The following is a 23,628-nucleotide window of genomic DNA, read 5'->3' on the forward strand; positions in this document are numbered from 1 at the left end:
GCTCGCCCCAGGCGGGGTGAGGCTCCCTCACGGCCGTAGTGTGGGCGGCGGTGCGAGTTTGGGCCAGCGGGTGAGCATGCCCTTGCGCATATCCGCGGCCAGATGCCCCAGGCCTACCAGGTCTCCGCCGTCGGCGGCCATCCGGCTGATGACTCCGAGGCGGTGGAGGAGCCGCTGCCGGGCCGTCACCGTGCCCCAGCGCCAGTCCCGCTCCGGGACCCTGGCCAGGTGATCAGCCGTCCCGCGCTGAGCCCGCTGGACCAGCGCATCACCGCGTAGCAGCCAGCCGGCACATGCGTCGGTGAGACCCTCCTGGACATCGGTGCCCGTCGCCTGGCGCCAGGCGACGCGGTAGGCGGCTTCCGCCGCGTCCAGTAGCGGCGGCGTCGGGGCGGTGACACACCAGCAGGTCGGGAAACCGATGCGCAGATACGCGAGTTCCACGAGCCCATTGCCCAGTGACGCCTGTTCGAAGTCGATGAACCTGATGCCGTCGGCGGTATGCATGTCGTTACCTGGACAGGGGTCGCCATGCAGCAGCGCATGGCCAGGCGCCCGGGCCAGACGGTCCACGAGATCGTCCAGCTCCGGCCGTGCCCCCGGGGGCACGGCAACGCCGAGCGCCTGCGCAAGCCCGAGGAAGGAGGTGACGTCCTCGCGAGTCGGACCGGACCAGACGGGCAGAACCCCTGCGGCGTCGGCACCGGTGGCCGCATGGAGCCGGGCCAGCGCCGCGCCGTAGTCGACCACCCAGTCCTCGCGCGGCTTCCGATGCTCCAAGTGCTCAAGGACCAGCACTCGCTCATCCGGATCGGCGGCGAGGAGCTTCGGCACCACGGGCGGATCGACGTGAGCCGAGAGCTTGAGCGCGGCCCACTCGCGCGCGTACCTCTCGGCGGCCTCCGGGGCGTCGATGAGCTGCTTGACCACGACGGGTGTTCCGGACAGCTCGGCCCGCCAGACCCGCGATCGCGGACTGCTGCCCAGCCGCCGAGCCCGACGAGGTGAGCCCAGCTCGCTCCGCAACTTGTCACCGAACGGCAGTCGTGACCACATCTGCTCATCTTCGCATCTACGCGAATGCCGTTATGGACAACACGAGTTGGAGGCCGGACGGCAGCACCCTTCGGCGGCCTGGTGGACGAGAAGGCGACTCACCCACCGAGCCTGGCCCGGGTCAGGGCAGGGTCAGAATGCGAGGGCCCTCTTCGGTGATGGCGACGGTGTGCTCGATGTGAGCCGCTCGGCTGCCGTCAGTGGTGAGCAGGGTCCAGCCGTCGGAGCCCGTGCGATAGTCGTCCCGCCCGCCGGCCATGAGCATGGGTTCGATGGCGATGGTCAGACCGTGGCGCAGGGGGAAGCCGCGGCCGGGACGTCCGCGGTTGGGGATGTGGGGGTCCTCGTGCATGCGGCGGCCGATGCCGTGGCCGCCGAAATCGGCCGGCATCCCGCAGCGTGCGGTGCGGGCGACGTTGCCGATGGCGTGGGAGATGTCGCCGATCCGGTGGCCCACGGTGGCCGCCGCGATGCCGGCGTCAAGGGCCTGCTGGGTGGCGTCGATCAGATCGAGGTCAGCGGGACGAGGTGTGCCGACGGTGAAGCTGATGGCGGCGTCGCCGGTCCAGCCGTCCAATTCCGCGCCGCAGTCGATGCTGACCAGGTCGCCGTCGCGCAAGCGGTAGTCGGTGGGGACGCCGTGCACCAGCGCGTCGTTGACCGAGGTGCAGATCACCGCGGGGAAGGGGGTGGAAGCGAAGGAGGGCTGGTATCCGAGAAAGGGTGAGCGCGCCCCGGCCTTGGTCAGGACGGTGCGGGCGGCTTCGTCCAGGTCGAGCAGGGACACCCCCACCCCTGCCGCTTCCCTGGCAGCGGCGAGCGCATGGGCCACGACGCGCCCGGCCTCCCGCATCGCTTCCAATGCCGCGTCGGTCTTGATCTCCACCATGGCCCACAACTCCTTGCTCATGCACCTGCACCCAATTCTTATACCGGTATTAGTATCACGGGCATGGTGAGAACTCCTTTGACCCCGTGGGAACGACAGCGCGGAGAGCAGTTCGGGGCGCTGCTGCGTCAGGCGCGCGGCGATCGCAGCATGGTGGAGGTGGCCGCAGCGGCGGGGGTATCGGCGGAGACGCTGCGCAAGATCGAGACCGGCCGGGCGCCGACTCCCGCCTTCTTCACGGTGGCGGCTCTGGCGACCGCGCTCGAGGTGTCCTTGGACGAACTCGCTGCCGCATGCGCTCACGACGCCGAGTGGGAAGAGCCGGCGCTCTCGGCCTGAGCCTTCTCGACCTCACCGGCGTGCGGGGCGTCCGGCCCGGGCTGCCCACGGCTGCCCGGGCCGGACGCCCACACACCCCCGCGGCAGCCCGGCCGGGTCATCGCCCGCCCACTCCCCCGCCGCGGCACATCCGCATGCTGTTACGACATCGTCTCGGCGACCACGGATGCCGCTTCCGCGATCAGCTTGTTGTCGTAGTCGGCGCCTTCCTCGCTGCGGTTCGTCGTGATCGCCACGACGATGGGGGCCGCGTCAGGGGGCCACACCACGGCGATGTCGTTGCGGATGCCGTAGTTGCTGCCCATTCCCGTCTTGTCGCCGACCACCCACTCCTTGGGCACCCCGGCCCTGATGAGCTCGCCTCCGGTGGTGTTAGTCTTCAGCCACTTCGTGAGCTGGGCGCGTTCCGGCTTGCCGAGGACGTCTCCGAGCACATAGGCGCGCAGATCCTTGGCCAAGGCCCGGGGCGTGCTGGTGTCCCGCGTGCTGTTCGGGTCCCACAGGCTCAGCTGCGGTTCGATGCGCTCCATCCTGGTGACATCGTCCCCGATCTTCGCGAGTGCGGAATCGAGCCCCTTGGGCCCGCCGAGCTCCTCGAAGAGCAGGTTGGCAGCGGTGTTGTCACTGAACCGGACAGCGGCGTCGCACAGCTTTCCCAGGCTCATCCCGGTCTCGACGTGCTTTTCGGTGACGGGAGAGTTGGCCACCAGGTCGTCCTTCGAGTACCTGATCACTCGGTCCATCCCGGTCAGGGAGTACTTCCGCAGCACGGCGCCTGCGGCCAGCGCCTTGAACGTGGAGGCATAGGCGAACCGCTCATCGTCGTTGTAGCCCACCTCGCGCCCCGTTGCGGTGTCGATGGCATAGACGCCCAGCCGCGCGTCGAACTTGCGCTCAAGCTTCTTGAACTCGCCGGCGGACGACTTCGCGTCCGCGCTCGGTCCCGTCGTCGCGGCGGACGGGGACGACGAGGCCGTGGCACCGCCTTCGCCGCAGGCCGCAAGAGGGACGAGGGCGAGCGCGACGAGCGCACCGAGAACGGCTCGCCTGGCACGAGTGTGCTGCATGGTCCAAACCTCCGGGTGCCCCGAATGCAGGGCGCACAGGGGATGGGGTGGCACACCCCATCCGTTGCGTGGTCGTGTGTCGCAAGCACCCTCACCTGCGTCGGGCCATGCGGTCCAATACCCTCATGCGCTCTTTCATGCTGATCTGGCATAGGGTCCTGGTTGTGGATCTCTTGGGGGCGTGCCGTGCTTTTGTGAGCGTCAGCGAGTACGGCAGTTTCACCGTCGGCGCGGACGCTGCCCGGATGTCCCAGTCGGTGGCCAGCCGTCGCGTCGCCGCCCTGGAGGAACGCTTCGGTGAGCGATTGTTCGAGCGCACGTCGCGACGGGCGGTCCTCACCCCGTTCGGCCGGGCGATGCTGCCGGCTGCCCGACAGCTCGTGCAGACGGCCGATGTGCTGCTGGACGAGGCGGAAGCCGCCAAGCGCAAGCCGTGGCGGCTCGCGGTGCCCGGCACCTGCTCCACTGCCGGCCTCGCGCGCCTCGTCGCCGAGGCCCGGGGGCATGGCATCACGCTCGATCTGCGGGTGACCTCGCCGGCCCGGCGCAGGGAGCTCCTGCACTCGCAGCAGGTGCGGGCCGCATTGCTGGCAGTGCCGCCGGACGAGGCGGCATGGTCGGTGCCGCTCGGGCTGGCGAGTGCCCAGGATCCCGGCGTCAAGCGCGTCTACCTCGAAACGCTGCGTGTCGGACGAGTCTCCGTCGGCCCCGCCTGCCGTATCTGGATCCAGCCGGAGGACGACGTGCCGCACATCCGTGACCCGCTGACGCGGCTGCGCGACGCGGTGGGCCTGCGGCCCGCACAGCTCGTCGCCGCCGACGACCTGACGACGGCGGCGGCGGAAGTCCTGTGCACCCGTGACCTGTTGCTGTGCTCGCCCGCGCAAGCCGACGAACTCGCCCTGACCTGGCGACCCATCGGAGAGATCACGCTCGGCAGGGGGTTCGCCCTCGCCACCGCGGACGGTGATCCGCAGGACCTCACGGAGCGCTTGGGCGACGCCATCGCACGCTGTCTCAGCGCAGAGCCACGAGCAAGCACCGCGGAGGCGACGGCGGCGTGAGCTCAACGGCGATGCTTCGCGACATCCAGCGGGAGCTGCACGACGGCGGCATGCGCGGCTGTGTGCTCGTGCGGGATCTGCACACGGGAGAGGAGCTGGGGATCGAGCCGGACACCCAGCTGCCTTCGGCATCACTGGTCAAGGTTCCGCTCGCGCTGGCGACGGCGGAGCGGATCCGACGGGGCGAGCTCGACGGGGCGACGGTGCTCGACGTGCAACCCGGGCGGATCACCACGCCCGGACCCACCGGGCTGAGCCGGTTCCGGCACCCCGCCAGGATCGCGATCGACGACCTGCTCTACCTGAGCACCTGCGTGAGCGACGGAACGGCCGCCGACGCGCTGTTCGAGCTCACCCCGCCCACCCAAGTGACCGACATCCTCCAGGAGTTCGGCCTGCGCGGCTTCACCATCCGGCACGGCATGCGCGAGTTGTCCGACACCCCCGCGGAACGCTTCGACGCCGCCCAGGCCCATCTCGCCCATGCCCTCGCCATCGACGCCGGCACCAGCGGCCGCGGTCACCGGGTGCCGCAGCTCGACACCACCCGCGCCAGCACCGGGAGCGCGCGTGCCTATGTCGAGCTGCTCCAAGCGCTGTGGACGCCATCGAAGATTCCCGCCGAAGTGGCCGCGCGCGTGCGCGATCTCATGGCCCACAATCTGCTCCGACACCGACTCGCCCCGGATTTCAGCTCCGACGCCACCACCTGGTCCTCCAAGACGGGCACGCTCCTCAATCTCCGCCACGAGATCGGTGTCGTCGAGCACTCCGACGGCCAGGCTTTCGCCATCGCCGTTCTCACGGAGTCGATCGTTCCGGCCAGCACCCAGCCCGGAGCCGACGCCCTCATGTCGCAGGCCGCCCGCAGGCTGCGTGACCACCTACGGCAGCTCTAGGTCGCGTCTTCGTGCCGGGCGGGGGATCATCCGCGGAACCCGCTCTTGCGCCGACCCTGAACGTATGGAGGGCGGCGACCCGGTGTCCCTGCCCCAGCCCATGGCCGGGCCCGTCGCGCACTCCGAACTGCGCGACAAAAATACCCCGCACCGAATTGACGGCCGGGGTATTCCTCTGCGTATATTTGGGGCTTCTATGTTTTGAACTTGCCGAAAACAGAGCCCTCATCTTCATTCCAAATAGTATCGGAGCAGAGCTGCATTGTCAAACGCGGAAATACGGAGCGAGCAAGAATTCATCGATCTGCTTTACGGGCGTCTCGCCGAGCTGCGGAGCGGAGCCGAGGCGGCGGTGCGGGGAGCGCTGCCTCGGGAGGTGAGCACCTTTCAGGCGCGCTTGGAGCGAGATGTGCTGGTGGCGGAGCAGGCCGGCATGCTCGCGGCCTTCGACTCCGGGGAGAACGGCCTGTGCTTCGGTCGCCTGGCGTTCCTCGACGGCCAGGACCACCACATCGGCCGGATCGGTATCCGGCGTGATGACGCGGAACGTACGCCCCTCGTCATCGACTGGCGGGCGGAGGTGGCGCGTCCGTTCTACCTCGCGACCGGCCACACTCCGATGGGCCTGCGCCGCAGACGCCACATCACCACCGAGGGCCGCAGGGTCACCGCCCTGCACGACGAGATCCTGGACCTCACCGACTCCGTACGCACCGGCCACGAGGGTTCCGACGCGGACGCCGTACTGCTCGCTGCGCTGGACGCGGCGCGCACCGGGCGGATGCACGACATCGTGCAGACCATCCAGGCCGAGCAGGACCGGATCATCCGCGCCCCGCACCACGGCGTCCTTGTCGTGGAGGGTGGCCCCGGCACCGGGAAGACCGTCGTCGCGCTGCACCGTGCCGCGTATCTGCTCTACGCCCATCGGGAGCACCTGGCGCGGCGTGCCGTGCTGATCGTCGGGCCCAACCCGGCGTTCCTGGGTTACATCGCCGAGGTACTCCCCTCGCTCGGTGAGACGGGGGTCCTGCTCGCCTCCCCTGCCGAACTCTTCCCCGGCGTCACCGCGACGGGAATCGACACCGCTCGGGCCGCCGAGGTCAAGGGCGGCTCGGCGATGGCGGATGCGCTGGCGCGCTACGTCCGGGACCGGCAGACGCTGCCCGACCCGGTCATCGTCGTCGACCACGAGGACGGCGAGCTGCGGCTGGACGCGGACTTGGTGGGCGAGGCCCGGGCCCGGGCCCGGGAGACCGGGCTTCCGCACAATCTGGCCCGTCCCCACTTCGCCTTCCACGTCATCGACGCGCTCACCGCTCAGCTGGCCGAGCGGATCGGCGCGGACCCCTTCGGCGGGCCGAACCTCCTCGGTCCCGACGACCTCGCCCAGCTCGGCAAGGCGGTAGCCGTCAGCCCCGAAGTACACGGTGTCATCGAGGAGTTGTGGCCTTCTCTCACGGCGCAGCGGCTGGTCGCCGACTTCCTCGCCGAACCGGTCCACCTCCCTGAGGCGGACGCGGAGGCGATCCGTCGTGCGGACGGCGCATGGACGCCGGCGGACGTTCCCCTGCTGGACGAGGCCGCCGAACTCCTCGGGGAGGACGACTCCGCCGCGCAGGCCGCCGCCGAATCGGAGCGGCAGGAGCGGATCGCCTACGCGCAGGGCGTGCTCGACCTCTCCTACGGCTCGCGCACCCAGGAGTTCGAGGACCGTGACGACGAGGATTCGGAGGTACTGGCCGCACACGACCTGGTCGACGCGGAGCTGCTCGCCGACCGGCACGAGGAGGCCGATCACCGCAGCGCCGCCGAACGCGCAGCGGCCGACCGCACATGGGCGTTCGGCCACATCATCGTGGACGAGGCACAGGAGCTGTCCGCCATGATGTGGCGGCTGCTGATGCGCAGGTGCCCCACCCGCTCGATGACGCTGGTCGGCGACCCCGCGCAGACCGCGGAACCTGGTGGCTGCGGTTCGTGGGAGGCGGTCCTCGCGCCGTATGTCGACGACCGCTGGGAGCACGTCAGGCTCGGGGTCAACTACCGTACGCCGACCGAGATCATGGAGGTCGCGGCCGAGGTCCCCCGGGCCGGCGACGCCTCCTTCGAGCCGCCGCGCTCGATCCGCTCCACCGGCGTTAGGCCTTGGGCTCAGCGCACCGAGGATCTTCCCGGAGCCGTCGCCGAGGCCGTCGCACGGGAGTCCCGGGAGGACGGCCGCCTTGCCGTGATCGCCGCACGCTCCCGCCACGAGAACCTCCTGCCGGCACTTCCGGACCTCTCTGCCGGTTCCTCGCCGGATCTGACCAGCCCCGTGGTGCTGATCGATCCCCGGCAGGCCAAGGGGCTGGAGTTCGACGCGGTGATCGTGGTGGAACCGGAGGAGCTGGGGGCGAGCGACCTGTACGTCGCGCTCACCCGGGCCACACAACGGCTGGGCGTGGTGCATGCCCGGTCGCTGCCGGCGGCACTGGGCGCCCTGTCGAAGGCGGATGCCTCATCAGTCCGGTGACCGCAAGAGGGGTGCGCCACAGGGCCGGCCTGCGGCGCACCCGGGTCGGGAGCGCGCCGGTCGCACCGGCGCCGCGCGGCTCACGCTCCCGGCGCACCGGCGCGGAGACCGTCCATGACCAGGTCCAGGAGGCGTTCTGCGCGCGACTGCCAGTCGGCTCCGTGCGGGTTGATCTGCCAGAGGCCGGCGATGGCGAGCATGAAGTCGTCGGGGGTCACCCCTGGGCGGAGGGTGCCGGCTTCTTCGTTGGCTTCCAGCAGGAGGGTGACGGCCGAGGTCACCGAGCCGTGGCCTACTCCGGCGAGGCAGCCCTGCGCGCTGGTGGCCTGCCGCATCGCGTCAGCAAGGCCCGCCTTCGCCATGGCGTACTGGGCGAGGCGGTTCATCCACTCGCGCAGGGCATCGTCCGGCGCGTGGGACCGCAGGAGTTGGGATGCGCTGTCGGCGACCTGCTGGACTTCGTAGCGGTAGACCTCCAGCACGAGTGCCTCGCGGTTGGGGAAGTTGCGGTACAGCGTTCCCTGCCCGACGCCGGCCTTCTTCGCGATCGTGCTGAGCGGCGCGTCGGCCGACCGTGTCAGCTCCTCCAGTGCCGCTTCCAAAATGCGCTCGCGATTGTGTTGCGCGTCCGAGCGCAGTGGCGCGTCTTCTGCCGGGGCCACGTGTCCTCCTTCCGGGAATCACGCGTCGCACGGGACTCACGGATGGTTCTGCGATGAGTCGGCCTTGCTAACCGGACAACTGTCCGGTAGTTTTGACGACTGGCGGACAGCTGTCCGCTTGGGTCCACCATAGCGGCAGATTTGGCCGGTGGGGACAGGTGGCGGCCCGTGCGATCGACCACGTGCCACCGCATGACCCACAGGTCTCCCCGGCTCCCGCCGCCCTACGCACAGCGCCATCTCTCCTCCCGTACTTCCGCCGGGATCGTCTTCGACGCTCCCGCTCCCGCGTGACAGTGACAGCTTGGCCTCCCGGCCGACGACCTCGGTCCCAGGGCTGCCGCCCGCCGCGCACACTTACGCGAAAGAAGGCTGATCATGGCCCTATCGACGTCCAGCGCCATCACCTTGAACATCAACGGCGAAAAGCACTCCCTGCCCGTCGACCACCGCACCACCCTGCTCGACGCGCTGCGCGAGCACCTTGATCTGACAGGCACCAAGAAGGGCTGCGACCAGGGCCAATGCGGTGCTTGCACGGTGTTGCTGGACGGACGCCGAGCGGTCTCCTGCCTCCAGCTCGCGGTCGCCGCGGAGGGACGCGAGATCACCACCATCGAGGGCGTGGCCGAGGGTGAGCGGCTGCATCCCGTGCAGCAGGCATTCCTCGACCTGGACGGCTACCAATGCGGCTACTGCACACCCGGCCAGATCTGTTCGGCCATCGCGGTGATCGAGGAGCACGCGGCGGGCTGGCCTAGCGCAGCGAGTGCCGACGTACGACCGGAAGCGGGCGTGCCACCACTGACCGCTGACGAGATCCGGGAGCGGATGAGCGGCAACCTGTGCCGCTGTGGCGCGTATGTGTCGATCGTTCAGGCGGTCGCACGGGCGGCCGAGGACGGGGCCGCTCGGGTTCCGGCCCCGCTCGGGCATGACAGCTCGGCTCACCTCGCCGGCACGGCGGACGCCGAGGTGACGGCATGAGGGAATTCGGATACCAGCGCGCGGAGGACGTCGCGGGAGCGGTCGCCCTGCTCGGCGCCGATCCCGCTGCCCGCGCTCTCGGCGGCGGCACCAACCTCGTCGACCTGATGAAGGCAGGGGTGGAGCGGCCCGCTCTGCTCATCGACGTGCGCGACCTTCCCCTCGACGGAATCGAGACCACGGACGACGGCGGCCTGCGTATCGGTGCCACCGTCACCAACAGCGATCTCGCCGCCCACCCCGAAGTACGACGCCGCTACCCGGCATTGGCTGAGGCGGTCCTGGCCGGCGCTTCGGGGCAGCTGCGCAACATGGCAACCGTCGGCGGAAATCTGCTCCAGCGCACTCGTTGCGGATACTTCCCCGATCTGAGCAAGCCGTGCAACAAGCGCGTACCCGGCAGCGGTTGCCCCGCGATCGAGGGTGAGCACCACAACCACGCGATCCTGGGCGCGTCCGCGCACTGTGTGGCCGTCCACCCCTCGGACATGGGAGTCGCGCTCGCCGCCTTCGACGCGGTCGTCACCTACGAAACCGCCGACGGGCCCGGCGAGCTGCCGATCGAGGACTTCTACCTCCCGGTCGGCGACACCCCGCACCTGGAGACCGCGCTGCCGGCCGGTGCGCTGATCACCGGCATCACCCTGCCGCCGACTCGCGTGGCCGCCACCTCCCGCTACCGCAAGGTGCGCGAGCGCGCGTCGTACGCCTTCGCCATCGGCTCCATCGCCGCCGCCCTCGATGTCCGCGACGGCGTCGTCCAGGAGGTGCGCCTGGCCTTCGGGGCGGTCGCGTCCCGGCCGTGGCGGGCCCGGGAGGCCGAGCGGACGCTCACCGGGGGGCCGGCGACCGCCGAGGCGTTCGCGGCGGCCGCGGACGCCGAACTCGCCGCGGCCGAGGCCCTGCCCCATAACGGATACAAGGTGACCCTGATGCGCAACCTCGTCGTAGCCGTGCTGACCGAGCTGACCGAGGAGGCCGCCCGATGACCACGACAACGGGAACGACCGCGGTCGCAGGCGCCGTCGGCACTTCGCACACCCGGCTCGAAGGACTGGCCAAGGTCACCGGAGCGGCCCGCTACGCCGGCGAGATTCCCTTCGCCGAACTCGCCCACGGCTGGCTGGTGCTGTCCACCATTGCCCGCGGCAGGGTCCGTTCCGTCGAGGCCGACCCCGTGCTGGCGATGCCCGGTGTGCTCGCCGTCCTGCACCACGGAAACGCCCCGCGCGTCGATGTCGACTACGTGGGCCTGTTGGGGCGGCCCGACCCGACCCTCGGGGTCTTCCAGCAGGACCGGGTGCCGTATGCGGGCTGGCCGGTGGCACTGGTCGTCGCCGAAACCTCCGAGCAGGCCAGGGAGGCCGCCGAGGCACTGGTGGTCCGGTACGACGAGGAGCCGCACGACGTGGCATTCTCCGCCGGCCGCCCCGGTACGTACACGCCGGAGAACTCCGCCGCGGAGAAGGGGGACGTCGAGGCCGAACTCGGCGCGTCCACCGCCGTCGTGGACGCGGAGTACACCACGCCGGAAGAGCACCACGCCATGCTGGAGCCCCATGCGGCAACGGCTCGCTGGGAGGGTGGCCGGCTCGACGTCGTCGACTCCAATCAGGGCACGATGTGGGTGGCGGCGGAGCTCGCCAATCTGTTCTCCCTCGACCCGGCCTCGGTACGGGTACGGTCCGAACATGTCGGCGGCGGGTTCGGTTCCAAGGGGCTCCGCGTGCACCAGGTGTGTGCCGTGATGGCCACGACCGTCCTGCACCGCCCGGTCCGCGTCGTGCTGACCCGCCGTCAGATGTTCTCGGTGACCGGCTACCGCAGCCCCACCGCGCAGCGGCTCCGGCTCGGCGCCGACGCCGACGGGCGGCTGCGCGCGTTCGACCACCGGGCCCAGAACCTGACGTCGACCATCCATGAGTTCGTCGAGGCGAGCGCCAATGTGGGGCGCGTGATGTACGACGCGGACGCGCACCACAGCGTCAATCGCGTGGTGCCGCTGGATGTGCCGACTCCGACATACATGCGCGCGCCGGGCGAGGCGCCTGGCTCGTTCGCGATGGAGTGCGCGCTCGACGAACTCGCCGAGAAGTGCGGCCTGGACCCGATCGCGCTGCGCGCACGCAACGAACCGGACGTGGGGCCGCTTTCCGGGCTGCCGTTCAGCAGCCGCAACCTGCTGACCTGCTTCGAGGAGGGCGCTCGCAGGTTCGGCTGGGCGGACCGGGACGCGCGCCCCGGCGTGCGCCGCGAGGGGCGCCTGCTGATCGGGACAGGTACGGCCGCGGCCTCTTTCCCCGTGATGGCCATGCCGTCCACCGCTGCCGTGACGGCGGAGGCGGACGGCACCTTCACCGTACGCATCAATGCCGCGGACATCGGCACCGGTGCTCGGACGGCGCTGACGCTGATCGCGGCGGATGCCTTGGAGGTGGAGCCGGGCCGTATCCGGACACGGATCGCGGACAGCGACTTCGGCCAGGCGATGATCGCCGGCGGCTCGATGGGCACCCGCTCCTGGGGCTGGGCGGTCACCGCAGCGGCTGCCGAGCTGCGTGAACAACTCGCCCTGGGCGGCGACATCCCACCGGATGGGATCACCGCCCGGTCGGACACCTCCGAGGCCGTGGGCGCGCTCTCGAAGAAGGAACGGCACTCCTTCGGCGCGCAGTTCGCCGAGGTCGCCGTCGACGTCACTACCGGTGAGGTCCGCGTCCGGCGCATGCTCGGCATCTTCGCCGCGGGCCGGATAGTCAACCCGCTGACCGCGCGCAGCCAGCTCATCGGCGGTATGACCTGGGGCCTTTCCATGGCACTGCACGAGGAGGCGATCAGGGACCAGGCGTCGGGCGGGCACGTCGGCGCAGACCTCGCCGGCTACCACGTCGCCGCGAACGCCGATGTCCCCCTGATCGAGGCGGACTGGGTGGACGACCCGGACACGGACGACCCGGTCGGGTTCAAGGGCATCGGCGAGATCGGGATCGTGGGAGCCGCGGCGGCGATCGCCAACGCCGTCTGGCACGCGACCGGGGTACGCCACCGGGCCCTGCCGATCCGGCCCGACCGCGTCCTGATGGCGGGAGGCGGGGCCGCCGACGCCGGATGAGAGCGCACGGCGCCGGCGGAGCTGCCGCCGGCGCCGACCGGCCGACCCCACACGAGGAGACCGAGATGCTGGACATCGCCGAAGAGCTGAACCGATGGGTCGAGCAGGGCCGGGACTTCGCCGTCGCCACGGTCGTGGCCGTCGGTGGCAGCGCGCCGCGCCTGCCCGGCGCCGCCCTCGCCGTCGACCGCCAGGGCACGGCCATCGGTTCGGTCTCCGGGGGTTGCGTGGAAGGCGCGGTGTACGACCTGTGCACCCAGGCGCTCCAGGACGGCGTGACGGCGCGCGAACGGTTCGGATACAGCGATGAGGACGCCTTCGCGGTGGGGCTGACCTGTGGCGGGGTCATCGAGGTTCTGGTCACGCCGGTGCGCTCCGATGCGCCGGACGAACGGAGACTGTGGGCGGCGGCGCTGTCGGCCGCCGCCCGCGGCGAGTCCGCCGCGCTCGCCCGGGTGGCCCAGGGGCCCGCCGAACTCCTCGGCAGAGCTCTGCTCGTACGCCCCGACGGCTCCTGCGAAGGCGGACTCGGCGGGTCCTTTGAGCTGGACCGCACAGCGGTGGCGGAGACCCGCGCCCTGCTGAACGCCGGCCGTACCGGCACGTTCGACGTCTCGGAGAGCGGGTCGCGCTGCGAGGCCGGGCTGACAGTGTTCGTCGAGTCCAGCGTGCCGCCGCCCCGCATGATCGTCTTCGGTGCCATCGACTTCGCGGCGGCGCTGGTGCGGACGGGCGCGTTCCTCGGCTATCACGTCACCGTCTGCGACGCCCGCCCCGTATTCGCCACGCGGGCCCGCTTCCCGGAGGCCGACGACATCGTGGTCGACTGGCCGCACCGGTACCTCCAGCGCACCGAGACCGACCGTCGCACCGTGCTGTGCGTGCTCACCCATGACGCCAAGTTCGACGTCCCCCTGTTGCGGGAGGCGCTGCGGCTGCCTGTCGCGTTCGTGGGCGCGATGGGGTCACGACGCACCCACGAGGACCGCAACCGCAAGCTTCGCGAGGCCGGCGTCACGGAGCGCGAACTCGCCCGCCTCCACTCGCCGATCGGCCTCGACCTCGGCGCCCATACGCCCGAGGAGACCGCTCTGTCCATCGCGGCCGAGATCGTCGCCGCGCGCAACGGCGGTACGGGCGCCCCCCTGACCGGCTCGCAGGCGCCGATCCACCGCGTTCCGGCCGAACGGGAAGCCGGCAAGGGGAGAGGCGGCGCTTCGGATCCTCATGCGGCTGCGTGAGGCGGGTGACCAGTGGCGGGCCGGCCGGTGAGGGCCGTGAAGCCGGTGAGGGCCGTGCGGCCGGTGAGATCGGTGGCCGCGAGAGTCGATGGCCCAACCGACAGCCCCGGCGGTCGAAGCACCCTGTCGATGCCCGTTGAGGGCATTCGTCGACGAGGGGTGGGGAGCCTCTAGAACGGCAGGTGCCATCGGGCGCGTCGCCCGGCGGAGCCGCTACGCCCCACCGCCTTGGAGCTGCTGCGCAAGGACTTGCTGAAGATCCGCCCCAGGATCCCCGGAGCCTTGCCTCCCACGCGCGACCCGGCCCCCAGAGTCCGCTGGGTACCGCGTTCGGGGTGGCGCGACAAGCGAGGCAGAAGGAAGGCCAGGACGGCCAGAACGACACAGACGGCGACGATGCCTATGACCAGCACGAGAAACTCCCTGAGTCGAGGACCTACCTGCCGAGTGCCCGGCCAGGTCGGCCTCATGCCGGTGAGGGCGTTTCCGCCGTCTGCCGCTGCCGTTCATCGCCCTGCCCTCCTGAGGGGGCGCGGGGCCAAGGGCCCTTCGCGTACCGTAACCGACCCCCGGGTCGGTGCCATGACAACCGCCGCTAGGCTCACGTACCGATACGAGTAGCTGAGGGGGACGGCTATGGAGGGACTGCGGCAGGACGATCCGCCGCGGATCGGTGAGTACGTCACGCTTGCGCGGCTGGACTCGGCGGCCGAGGCGCGCATGGCGCCGGAGCGCCGCTATCTGGCGCGTAGTGCGGACGGGGCGCGCACCGTGCTGGTGAGCCTGCCCGCGCCGGGCGCCGACCCGGTCCGCTGGGCGGCCGAGGCGCAGTGGGCCAACCGGCTGACGCAGCCCGGGTTCTGGCCGGTGGAGCAGTTCGGCGGCGCCGCCGCCTTCCCCTGGCACGCCTCGCCGTACCGTCCCGTCCTGCCGCTGAACGCGGCCCTCGGCGCGCACGGCGGCCCGCTCCCCGAGGCGACGGTGCGCGTCCTGGGCGCGGCGCTTGCCGAGGCGCTGGCGTCGGCGCACGTGCTCGGCGTGGTGCACGGCGGTATCTGCCCGGCGTCCGTCCTGCTCACCGCGTACGGGCCGTTGCTGGCCTGCTTCGGTGCGGTGCGCGCCGCGGCGCCCGACGACACACCCCGCGCAGGGCTGCCCGGCCTCGACACGGGGTGTCTCGCGCCCGAGCAGGCCGCGGGCGGAGCGGTCGATGCGCCCGGCGACGTGCACGCGCTGGGTGCCGTCCTGGCGTACGCGGCGACCGGTCATACCGTTCCGGAGCGGGACGAGATCCCCGCCGGGCTGCGTCCGCTGATCGCGGCCTGCCTGTCCCGGGACCCGGCGGCGCGGCCCGAACCTGCGCGGATGTTGGCGGAGTTGGCTCCCGGCGCCGCGTATGGAACTCATGCCGAAGGGACAGCGACGGTGCCGCTGCCGGGCCGCGTCGTCGCGGCGCTGTCCGAGCAGGCGGCGAGCGCGCTCGCCACAGAACTCCCCGCAGAGGTGCGCTGAACCGATGCTGTCCGCTCTTCTTCACGACGACCCGCACTCCGTCGGGCCCTACAGGTTGCTTGCCCGGCTCGGCAGCGGTGGCATGGGAACCGTCTACCTGGCCCGAACGGCAGGCGGACGCACCGTGGCCGTCAAGACGCTGCACGCCCGTCTGTCCTCGGACACGGCACTGCGGTCGCGCTTCCAGCTGGAGGCGGACGCCGCGCGTGTCATCGGCGGCCGTCACGGCGCCGCGGTTCACGACGCCGACCCGTCGGCGCCCAGGCCCTGGCTGGCGACGGAGTATGTGCTCGGTCCGCCGCTGGACGATGCCGTGGATGCCGGCGGCGCGTTGCCGGAGGCCGCCGTGCGGGTGCTCGGCGCAGCCCTGGCCGAGGGGTTGGAGCAGTTGCACCGCTCGGAGGCGGTGCATCGCGACCTCAAACCGTCCAACGTCATGGTGACGGCGTCGGGCCCGAAGATCATCGATTTCGGTATCGCCCGGGCGGTCGGCGAGGTGCCTCTCACCCACGTCGGCGACGCCGTGGGCACCCCCGCCTTCATGTCGCCGGAGCAAGCCGCCGGCCTCGAACACACGGCGGCGGGCGACGTCTTCGCGCTCGCCGGCGTCCTCGTCTTCGCGGTGACCGGGCACGGCCCGTTCGGCTCCGGACAGCCCACCGACCTGCTGTACCGCGTGCGGTACGCGGAACCGGACCTCGGCGGTGTTCCGCCGGAGCTGGTTCCCGTACTGTCCCGCTGCCTGTCCAAGAACCCGGCCGACCGTCCGACGACCGCCGAGCTGGCCAAAACGCTCGCGGGGGGCGTCGGCCCGCACCGGTTCGCCGATGTCCTGCCGGACGCCGTGCTGCGGGAGATCGCGCGACGCGGCGACGACGTATGGCGGCAGCCCCCGCACCGGCTGCCGCCCCCGCCTCCTGAGACGGTGCCGGATACCGCGCCGTCGCGCCCCGGCATGTCGCGGCGCAGGATGCTGGCCGTGACCGGCGGCGGCGCTCTCGCCGGCGCCGGCCTGGCGGGTGGTGGCGTCTGGGCCTGGCTCGGCAGCCGCGGCGGCGCGGGTGGGGCGGATGACGAAGGTCCGGCGAAGAAGGTGAAGGCACCGTCCCGGCTGTGGACGAGCCTCATCCGCTGCCCGGACAGCCGCGGCGAGGTGCGATTGGCGGGGCACGGTCTTGCGGTGCCCGCGGGCATTGTGCTGTCCGGCATCAACCCCGAGAGTGGCGAGGCCACTTGGCAGGCGAACATCGCCGACCCATGGCGGTCCGCCACCGACGGCACGAAGGTCTACGCGCTGCGCGAGCACGACGAGGGCGACAAGGTGGCGGTGTGGGAGCTCGATCCCACCGACGGACAACCCGGGAAACCTCTGGTGGAGTTGTCGGCCTTCGCGGGGGACGAACCCCGCAATCAGCTGCTGTGCGTGGTGAAGGACAGTGCGTACCTCGTCGCGCGCGCCGCCTCCGGCAAGCGCTGGTATCTGGTCGCCGTCGACCTTCGCGGCGGCCGTGAGCGCTGGCGCAGCCCGGTGGAGGCGGCCACCGACGCGTACGAACCGCCGATGGTCAGCGGATCGGTCGACGGGGACCGCATCCTGCTGTACCAGGCCGACTCGTTCATGAATTCGCTGGATGTGTCGGTGCACGCCCTCGCCGACGGCAAGAAGCGGTGGTCGAATTCCGGGCCCTCCTACGAGAAGCTCCCCGGTCCGCTCGTTCACGACGAACGGCACGTCTACCTCGGCGACAAGGTCCTGGAGGCCGACAAGGTCTCCGACGGCAGCATCGGATGGCTCTTCGGTGACCGGCGCAATGTCGGTGGCAGCGCGGGCGAGGCCCGGTTGTACGGCTCGCCCGCCCTCCGGGACGGTGTCGTCTACTGCACGGAGGGAGATCGCGGGATCGTCGCCGTCGACGCCGCCACCGGCAGCCTCAACTGGCTGGAGAAGGGCCTGACGGGCAGGCAGCTGAATCGCGACGTACCGCCGGTGGTCGGCAGGAAGTACGTCTACAGCCTCGACGACAAGGGGCTGCGCGCGGTGGATCTGCGTACCCACCGCGCCGTCTGGACGTACGAGACCACCGCGACCGTGCTGACCGCCGACCACGGTCGCGGCCGCCTGTACGTCCGCGAGGAGCGCCAGACCTTCGCCCTGCCACTCGCCTGAGCGCCGCGCGCCCGCGCCCACCATCAAGGAGAGACCACCGTGAAACCGCTCGGCCCCGGCGACCCACTCCGGCTCGGCCCGTACCGCGTCGTCGGAGTGCTCGGCGAAGGCGGTATGGGAAAGGTGTACTTCGGGCGGAACGCGGCGGGCGAGCCCGCGGCGGTCAAGGTCCTGCTGCCCGAGCTGGCGGGCGACGAACATCTCGCCCAGCGCTTCGTACGGGAGGCGCAGACCGCACGTGCGGTGACCAGCGAGGGCGTGGCCCGGGTGCTGGGCGCGGAGCTGGAGTCGGGGCGGCCGTGGATCGCCACCGAGTTCCTCGCGGGCCCCACCCTGGACGACGCGGTAGGGCGGTTCGGGCCGTTCGGTGACGCCCCGCTGCGGGAGCTGGCGCGCTCCCTCGCCCACACGCTCCGCGACATCCACGCCACCGGCCTGGTCCACCGCGACCTGAAGCCGTCCAACGTCGTGCTGACCTCACGCGGCCCGCGGATCATCGACTTCGGCATCGCCCGCCCCGAGCACGGCCTGACGCTGACCCGGACCGGGCAGATCCCGGTCACGCCCGGGTACGGGGCGCCGGAGCAGGTGCTGGGACGGCGCGTCGGTCCGGCCGCGGACATCTTCTCGCTCGGTACGGTCCTGGCCTTCGCGGCAGGCGGGCGGCCCGCTTACACGGGCGCGGAGGTATCGGCGGTGCTGTACGAGGTGGTGCACGGCACCCCCGACCTGGAGCTGGTACCGGAAGCCCTGCGCCACCTGGTGGCACCGTGCCTGGCCAAGGACCCGGCCGTCCGCCCGCGTCCCGAGCAGGTCGCCGATGCCGCCAGGCCGCCACGCGGCGCCGAACGGCTGTGGAAGGCCGGGCCGTTGGCAGATGACATCCGGGAACGGGAGGCCGTGGCCCGGCGGCTGGTCGGCGAGGGCGGGCGGGCCGGCCCGCCGCCGCTGTCCGCTCCCACGGTGGGAGCGGACAGCGCCCGCCCTTCACGCCGACGCCTCCTGCTCACCCTGGCAGGAGCCGGGGGGCTATTGGCGGCAGGCGCGGGCGGTACCGCCTGGTGGCTCTCCGGTGACGACGCGCCCTCTGCCCCGTCCGATCCCTTCGACGTGCCGCCGGCCGCGCAGGCGAAGCCCGCCGAACTCGGCACCGACACCGGGACACCGCAAGAGCTGTGGGGCCCGTTGCCGGGAGTGGCGGACGCCGGATCGGCGCCTCCGCTTCCGGTTCGGGACGTGGTGGTGTACGCGGCCGCCGGCGGGGGCATCGCCGCCCACCGGGTCACGGACGGCAAGGGGCGCTGGCGAGCGGGCGAAGCGCACGCCGACGCGGGCTATCTCTCGATCGCCGGACGCCTGGTGGCCACCGCGGACGCGGACGGGGTGCTGCGCACCTACGTCGCCTCGACCGGCGCCCCCATGTGGACCGCCGACGTGAAGGCGAGCGCCCTGCTGGCGGCCGACGCCGACCATGTCTACGTGCTGACCTCCGACGGGGCCTTGCGCTGTGTCGCGACGGCCGACGCCCGGGTGCGGTGGACCAAGCGCCCTCCCCTGTCGCTGACCGGTGGGCGTCCCACGGCGGCGCTCGGGTCAGGTGTCCTGGTGGTGAGCAGCGGTTCCGGCGACGTGGTCGCGGTGCGCACTCGCGACGGCGCGAAGGCGTGGGTGCGCAAGGGCCAGGCGACGGCGGCCCTGGCCCCCGCCGTCGAGAGCGGCACGGTCTTCCTCGGCGGCCACACCCTCGCGGCGGTCAGCGCGGGCGACGGCAGGGAGCTGTGGAGCCAAAATCCGCACCGCGATGTGCAGCGGGGGGCATACGGCTGGGGTCCGCCCACCGTCGCGGGCGGGGTGGTGTTCGTCCTGGACGGCGATGCGCTGCGCTACCTCCGCACGAACGGTGAGGAGGCGAACAGCCCGGTGATCGTCGCGGGAGTGGCCCCGCCCTGGCAGCCCCCGGTCGTTCAGGCGGACAGCGTATGGGTGGTGGAGAGCCGGGACACCGGCGTAACGGGCTTTCCCCGCTCCACCAGCGGCGTCGCCCAGACGTACCCGCTCACGGGCGGGCAGAACCGTTCGACCGCGGGAGACGGGAACCGGCTCTTCGTCCTCAACGCGGGAACTCTTCTGGCGCTGCCGGTGTTCTAGCCCGGCTGCTCCACGACGCGTACGGCACGGGCGAGGAAGTGCCGCGGGGCGTCCTCGTAACAGGTCAGGGACCATCCGGCGGCGTGCAGCGCGGGCCGCAGGTTCTCCTCGGCCAAGGGATCGGCATGGCCGACGACGAAGCGACCGCCTACGTCAGGCGCCTGTCCGCGGACAAGCGCTACGTTCGAGACGTCTACTGAAAATGACCGGCCTCGCTCGGACCGAAAGTCCTGGCCGAACACGCGGCCCGGGTTTCCCGCGCGGTGGCAGCACGAGCGACCGCCCGGCAAATGCGTGATCTCCGGATCGCCACGGATTGCATCTGCGGTAATCGACGGCCGGAAATGCCACACCCACAATTCGCGCACACCGTCCGCGCATTCACTGCGACGGCAACAGCCGCGAAAGTACCTGGTCAGACGACCGCAGGGACTGGGCCGACCAGTGAATTCCCGGCCGCCACCAATATGCGGTCCTGACAGGGCCATTCGGCTGGCAGCTGCGATGGGATGACGCCCTGATGCATTCGGCGTCACGTAGCGTAGGCAATGGCGCGGGCTGCAAATGGCCTTGCCTTCCCCGACTTTTGCGAGGCGTCACTTCATGAGTCTGAGCATCCGCAACCAGCTCCCCGGCACCATCACGTCCGTCACGGCCGGCGAGGCGATGGCGACCGTGAAGGTCCGGCTGATCGGCGGACAGGAGATCACGGCAGCCATCACCGCCGACGCCGTCAAGGACCTCGGATTCGCCGAGGGGGCCGCGGTCAAGGCTCTCGTGAAGTCCACCGAGGTCTCGCTCGCCACCGCTCCCGTCGACGGTCTCTCCATCCGCAACCAGATCGCCGGCACCGTCACCGACGTCGCGACCGGTAACGCCATGGGCTCGGTCAAGGTCTCCGTCGAAGGGGGAGAGCTGACCGCAGCCATCACCAAGGACGCCGTCGAAGCCCTCGGCCTGGCCGCCGGCTCCTCCGTCGTCGCGCTGATCAAGTCGACCGAGGTCTCCCTCGCCGCCGCCTGACCACCGCCATCGCGCCTCGGGGCACGCACCGCACGGTATGAGCCCCGGCGTCCGCTGTCGGCCGGCGCCGTCAGGCCAGGTCCAACAACTGCTCGTAGAATCCGCCGAATCCGTTCCGTTCGTCCACCAGATGGATCTCCAGGATCCAGTGGCAGCGCCAACCGGCCCTGTCGGTGCGACGGAGCGGATGAGCGTTGTCCGGCACGATGTACGACTCCGTCCTGGCGCCGTCGATCGTCTCGTGCGGGAACTCCCCGACGAGATGCCCGGCGTGCCAGCCGCCCAAGGTCCAGCCGGCCTCCGCCGCCAGCCGCTCCACCTCGGCGTAGAGCTGCTTGCCCGTGATATCGGGATCGGCGCGGAACGCGCGTCGGCCGGCCGCGAAGACGTTCGGCAAGTCCTCCCGCAGCCGGTGCTTGACCGGGTCGTCACCGAAGACGAAGGTACGACCGAAGTCCGCTTCGTACTCCTCGAAGATCGGGCCGAAGTCGACGAAGGCGATGTCGCTCTCCCCGATGACCCGGTCCGGCGGATTGTCCCGGTACGGGAAAAGGGTGTTCGGGCCCGAGCGGACGATCCGCTTGTGCCAGTGCTTCGTCGTCCCGAACATCTCGTTCGCGAGATCCCGGATCCGGTCGCTGACCTCCCGCTCACCTGCCCCGGGCGCCACCAGGCGCCGCGCCTCGACCTCGGTGAACAGGGCTTTCGCTCTGCTTTGCGCCTCCACCAGACCCAGGACGCGCAGTTCCTCGTCCATGCGATCAGGTACGCCCATGGTGGTGCTCCTCATTTCCTCGCGGTGCCCCTCGCACGATGACGAGCGAGCCCTCGTAGAACGCCTCCCTGCGCAGGTGACCGAAGCGTTCGTCCCACACACCGGAATCCAGATCCTCACGCAGGCGCCTGGTGAACCGCTCGCGCACGCCGTCGTCGACGAAACTCCAGGCTGAGCATGCCTGCCGGGCTGCCGGGTCAAGCAGCATCTCGGGGCGGCCGTAGTACGCCTCGTTGAAGCCGTCCGTACAGTCCAACGGGATCGGCACGGACCGCACGTCGGCGGCCGCGCCGAGCGAGGCGGCCAACGTGTCGATCGACGGGTACCCACGCGCCTCGGTGTCGAGCACCTCGGGCGCGTACTCGTACAGCCAGAAATTCCGCACCAGCTCCGGATCGCAGGTCAGCACGACCACCGAGCCTCGGGCCACTCTCCGCATCTCGCGCAGGCCCGCCTCGACATCGCTCCACTGGTGGACGCTGAAGAGCGTCATCGCACCGTCGAAATGCCCGTCCCCGAACGGCAGGCTCTCCGCCACCGCGTTCACCGCCCGGGGCATGCCTGCCGCGCGCTGCGCACGCATCGACTCGGACGGCTCCACGGCCGTCACGGCGGGGGCCACCGACTCGTAAGACCCGGAGCCCGCGCCGACGTTGATCACCGTACGGGCATCGCCCAGCGCGTCGGCGACGAATTGGGCGATGCGTGGGTCGGGACGACGGAAGCTCGCATAGCCGGCGCCGATTTTCCCGTGGTCAACATCCCCCGCGCTGCCGTCCAGGCCGCGTACACCGCCCACCCTCTCCGCCTCCTCATCCCTCGACAGTCACACCCTCCCATACTGCAACTGCCATGCTGATTCGTAAATCTTCTGGCAAATGCTTGAGGCAATCCCCCAAATAGCTCGTACCTGTGATCTGGAGGCCACTCCAAGGGCGGGGGGCCGGACGATGCGGGACCCGAGCGGAAGCAGACCTTGTTGCTGCCCTTGCGCGGCCGGGTCGATTACGGTGACCCGCATGACGCATGACGCCGCTTCGCCCCGGAACCTCGCGTCGATGCCCAGGGCCGAGTTCGCCTTCCCCGGTCCGCTGCGTGACCAGTTGGTCGCGGCCATCCTCAACGGTTCCAAGACCTCCACGACGGGGCTCGTCGTCGACTACGAGCACGGCGGGGAGCCCCTCCCGGAAGTCGGCAGCCGTTCGGTCGTCGTCGATTCGGACGACCGGCCGGTCGCGGTCATCGAGGTCACCGGCGTGCGCGTCGTCCCACTGGCGCAGGTGGATCTCGCTCACGTGGTCGATGAGGGGGAAGGGGACACCACCGTCGCCGAATGGCGGGCAGGCCACGAACGCTTCTGGCACAGCGAGGAGATGCGCGCGGGACTGGGCGACCCCGGGTTCACCGTGCACGACGGGACGCTGACGGTCCTGGAACGCTTCCGCCTCGTCACCGACCTTCGCCCCGGCACCTGAGGGCGGCGAACCACCTTCGCAGTGCGCCGAGTTCTGCGGCGAGAGGCGTCCTGGAGGGGACCGCCCAACCCGAATGGTGCCCGGCCTCGGCGCCGTCCCGCGCTGCCTTGAGGTTCGCCTTCTTCACCTTGTTTCCGCAGGTCGCCTTGGAGCACCACCACCGCCGTCGCCGCCCACGACTGCTGTCCACGAAGAGCCCTCCGCAGGTGCGCTGCTCACAACGTTTGATCACACCTTCCCGGTGACCGCCCAGGGTCTCGACCGCATTTAGGGCGACGAGGGCCGGCGCGGCGCGGGCGGGGTTGGCGTCGGGCAGATGCCACTGAGCCTGTCCGCCAGTGAGGACGAGCCGCGCACGGTGGCGGGCGGTCCAAACGCCTCGCCCTGCTCGACGCCACCATCCCCGGCCTCGCGCCCGACATCCCGTTCTTCGGCCCCGAGGCACAGAACGACCTCCTGTGGCACTTCGCCTTCAATCGCAAGCACTCCGTCAACGAGCAACTCGTCCGCGGACGCGAGCACATCTACTACGGCGACCAGTTCCGCCAGAAGGCCGCACGCCCGCTGCCCGATTCGGCGGTCGACTTCTACGTCGAAACCCCTGCCCGCGACCCCGAAGCGCTGCGCGCCAGCTTCGACTACTACCGGGCCACCGACGACAACATCGCGCGGAACACCAGGCGCAAGCAGCATCCGC

22 protein-coding genes are annotated in these 23,628 nt (G+C 70.9%); 13 read left to right on the forward strand and 9 right to left on the reverse strand.

Annotated elements, in window-relative coordinates; translation table 11 throughout:
- Positions 1-27: 27 nt before the first annotated feature.
- Positions 28-1,056, reverse strand: coding sequence for an aminoglycoside phosphotransferase family protein (locus ACGFZW_RS02525; RefSeq protein WP_393891123.1), 1,029 nt, complete (start codon positions 1,054-1,056; stop codon positions 28-30).
- 121 nt (positions 1,057-1,177) lie between these two features.
- Complete coding sequence (map, locus tag ACGFZW_RS02530; RefSeq protein WP_393891285.1) at positions 1,178-1,945, reverse strand: type I methionyl aminopeptidase; 768 nt, start codon at positions 1,943-1,945, stop codon at positions 1,178-1,180.
- Between the two features lie 63 nt (positions 1,946-2,008).
- Here map and ACGFZW_RS02535 point away from each other — a divergent pair, with 63 nt between their 5' ends.
- Positions 2,009-2,284, forward strand: a complete 276-nt coding sequence (locus ACGFZW_RS02535; RefSeq protein ID WP_393891124.1) for a helix-turn-helix domain-containing protein — start codon at positions 2,009-2,011, stop codon at positions 2,282-2,284.
- A gap of 140 nt (positions 2,285-2,424) precedes the next feature.
- Here ACGFZW_RS02535 and bla read toward each other — a convergent pair whose 3' ends face one another.
- On the reverse strand, positions 2,425-3,351 hold the full coding sequence (gene bla, locus ACGFZW_RS02540) for a class A beta-lactamase (RefSeq protein ID WP_393891125.1): 927 nt from the start codon (positions 3,349-3,351) through the stop codon (positions 2,425-2,427).
- Between the two features lie 137 nt (positions 3,352-3,488).
- Between bla and ACGFZW_RS02545 the strand changes: the two genes are divergently transcribed.
- The 3 genes from ACGFZW_RS02545 (at position 3,489) to ACGFZW_RS02555 (ending at position 7,829) form a co-directional block, all read left to right on the forward strand.
- A complete protein-coding gene (locus ACGFZW_RS02545) occupies positions 3,489-4,415 on the forward strand; it encodes a LysR family transcriptional regulator (protein WP_393891286.1) in 927 nt (308 codons plus the stop codon).
- Positions 4,416-4,426: 11 nt separating this feature from the next.
- The gene (locus ACGFZW_RS02550) at positions 4,427-5,314 is read left to right on the forward strand and encodes a serine hydrolase (RefSeq protein WP_393891287.1); all 888 of its coding nucleotides are present in this window, start codon (positions 4,427-4,429) and stop codon (positions 5,312-5,314) included.
- Positions 5,315-5,591: 277 nt separating this feature from the next.
- On the forward strand, positions 5,592-7,829 hold the full coding sequence (locus tag ACGFZW_RS02555; protein WP_393891288.1) for a HelD family protein: 2,238 nt from the start codon (positions 5,592-5,594) through the stop codon (positions 7,827-7,829).
- Positions 7,830-7,909: 80 nt separating this feature from the next.
- Here ACGFZW_RS02555 and ACGFZW_RS02560 read toward each other — a convergent pair whose 3' ends face one another.
- A complete protein-coding gene (locus ACGFZW_RS02560) occupies positions 7,910-8,491 on the reverse strand; it encodes a TetR/AcrR family transcriptional regulator (RefSeq protein WP_393891126.1) in 582 nt (193 codons plus the stop codon).
- Positions 8,492-8,869: 378 nt separating this feature from the next.
- Between ACGFZW_RS02560 and ACGFZW_RS02565 the strand changes: the two genes are divergently transcribed.
- The 4 genes from ACGFZW_RS02565 to ACGFZW_RS02580 all read left to right on the forward strand — a co-directional run bounded on the left by ACGFZW_RS02565 (position 8,870) and on the right by ACGFZW_RS02580 (position 13,831).
- Positions 8,870-9,478, forward strand: coding sequence for a (2Fe-2S)-binding protein (locus tag ACGFZW_RS02565; RefSeq protein ID WP_393891127.1), 609 nt, complete (start codon positions 8,870-8,872; stop codon positions 9,476-9,478).
- Positions 9,475-10,467, forward strand: a complete 993-nt coding sequence (locus ACGFZW_RS02570) for an FAD binding domain-containing protein (protein WP_393891128.1) — start codon at positions 9,475-9,477, stop codon at positions 10,465-10,467. Before ACGFZW_RS02565 ends, ACGFZW_RS02570 begins: the two co-directional genes overlap by 4 nt.
- Positions 10,464-12,590 carry a xanthine dehydrogenase family protein molybdopterin-binding subunit gene (locus ACGFZW_RS02575; protein ID WP_393891129.1) on the forward strand — a complete coding sequence of 709 codons (2,127 nt, stop codon included), beginning with the start codon at positions 10,464-10,466 and terminating at the stop codon, positions 12,588-12,590. Before ACGFZW_RS02570 ends, ACGFZW_RS02575 begins: the two co-directional genes overlap by 4 nt.
- Before the next feature lie 65 nt (positions 12,591-12,655).
- Positions 12,656-13,831, forward strand: coding sequence for an XdhC family protein (locus ACGFZW_RS02580; RefSeq protein WP_393891130.1), 1,176 nt, complete (start codon positions 12,656-12,658; stop codon positions 13,829-13,831).
- A gap of 170 nt (positions 13,832-14,001) precedes the next feature.
- Here the strand turns inward: ACGFZW_RS02580 and ACGFZW_RS02585 are convergent, their stop codons facing one another.
- The gene (locus ACGFZW_RS02585; protein ID WP_393891131.1) at positions 14,002-14,244 is read right to left on the reverse strand and encodes a DUF6411 family protein; all 243 of its coding nucleotides are present in this window, start codon (positions 14,242-14,244) and stop codon (positions 14,002-14,004) included.
- A 223-nt stretch (positions 14,245-14,467) separates the two neighbouring features.
- Here ACGFZW_RS02585 and ACGFZW_RS02590 point away from each other — a divergent pair, with 223 nt between their 5' ends.
- The 4 genes from ACGFZW_RS02590 to ACGFZW_RS02605 all read left to right on the forward strand — a co-directional run bounded on the left by ACGFZW_RS02590 (position 14,468) and on the right by ACGFZW_RS02605 (position 20,681).
- Positions 14,468-15,343 (forward strand): serine/threonine protein kinase, encoded by an 876-nt coding sequence (locus ACGFZW_RS02590; RefSeq protein WP_393891132.1) that lies wholly within the window; start codon positions 14,468-14,470, stop codon positions 15,341-15,343.
- A 4-nt stretch (positions 15,344-15,347) separates the two neighbouring features.
- On the forward strand, positions 15,348-17,510 hold the full coding sequence (locus ACGFZW_RS02595) for a protein kinase (protein ID WP_393891133.1): 2,163 nt from the start codon (positions 15,348-15,350) through the stop codon (positions 17,508-17,510).
- 39 nt (positions 17,511-17,549) lie between these two features.
- Entirely contained in the window at positions 17,550-19,658 is a 2,109-nt protein-coding gene (locus tag ACGFZW_RS02600) for a protein kinase (protein WP_393891134.1), read from the forward strand.
- Positions 19,659-20,261: 603 nt separating this feature from the next.
- Entirely contained in the window at positions 20,262-20,681 is a 420-nt protein-coding gene (locus ACGFZW_RS02605; protein WP_393891135.1) for a molybdopterin-binding protein, read from the forward strand.
- Positions 20,682-20,751: 70 nt separating this feature from the next.
- Here the strand turns inward: ACGFZW_RS02605 and ACGFZW_RS02610 are convergent, their stop codons facing one another.
- Together ACGFZW_RS02610 and ACGFZW_RS02615 are read right to left on the reverse strand one after the other, a co-directional pair.
- Complete coding sequence (locus tag ACGFZW_RS02610; RefSeq protein WP_393891136.1) at positions 20,752-21,456, reverse strand: M24 family metallopeptidase; 705 nt, start codon at positions 21,454-21,456, stop codon at positions 20,752-20,754.
- A complete protein-coding gene (locus ACGFZW_RS02615; protein WP_393891137.1) occupies positions 21,443-22,255 on the reverse strand; it encodes a class I SAM-dependent methyltransferase in 813 nt (270 codons plus the stop codon). Before ACGFZW_RS02615 ends, ACGFZW_RS02610 begins: the two co-directional genes overlap by 14 nt.
- Positions 22,256-22,475: 220 nt before the next feature.
- Here ACGFZW_RS02615 and ACGFZW_RS02620 point away from each other — a divergent pair, with 220 nt between their 5' ends.
- Positions 22,476-22,931 (forward strand): ASCH domain-containing protein, encoded by a 456-nt coding sequence (locus ACGFZW_RS02620; protein WP_393891138.1) that lies wholly within the window; start codon positions 22,476-22,478, stop codon positions 22,929-22,931.
- Here ACGFZW_RS02620 and ACGFZW_RS02625 read toward each other — a convergent pair.
- Together ACGFZW_RS02625 and ACGFZW_RS02630 are read right to left on the reverse strand one after the other, a co-directional pair.
- Entirely contained in the window at positions 22,906-23,163 is a 258-nt protein-coding gene (locus tag ACGFZW_RS02625) for a CGNR zinc finger domain-containing protein (protein ID WP_393891139.1), read from the reverse strand. The two genes, ACGFZW_RS02620 and ACGFZW_RS02625, sit on opposite strands and share 26 nt — an antisense overlap.
- A gap of 35 nt (positions 23,164-23,198) precedes the next feature.
- Positions 23,199-23,624: a hypothetical protein gene (locus ACGFZW_RS02630; protein WP_393891140.1), complete on the reverse strand. Its 426-nt coding sequence runs from the start codon at positions 23,622-23,624 to the stop codon at positions 23,199-23,201.
- Positions 23,625-23,628: the final 4 nt, after the last annotated feature.

Origin of the sequence: Streptomyces sp. NPDC048248 (genome assembly GCF_043201875.1) — a bacterium.
Classification (GTDB): Bacteria; Actinomycetota; Actinomycetes; order Streptomycetales; family Streptomycetaceae; genus Streptomyces.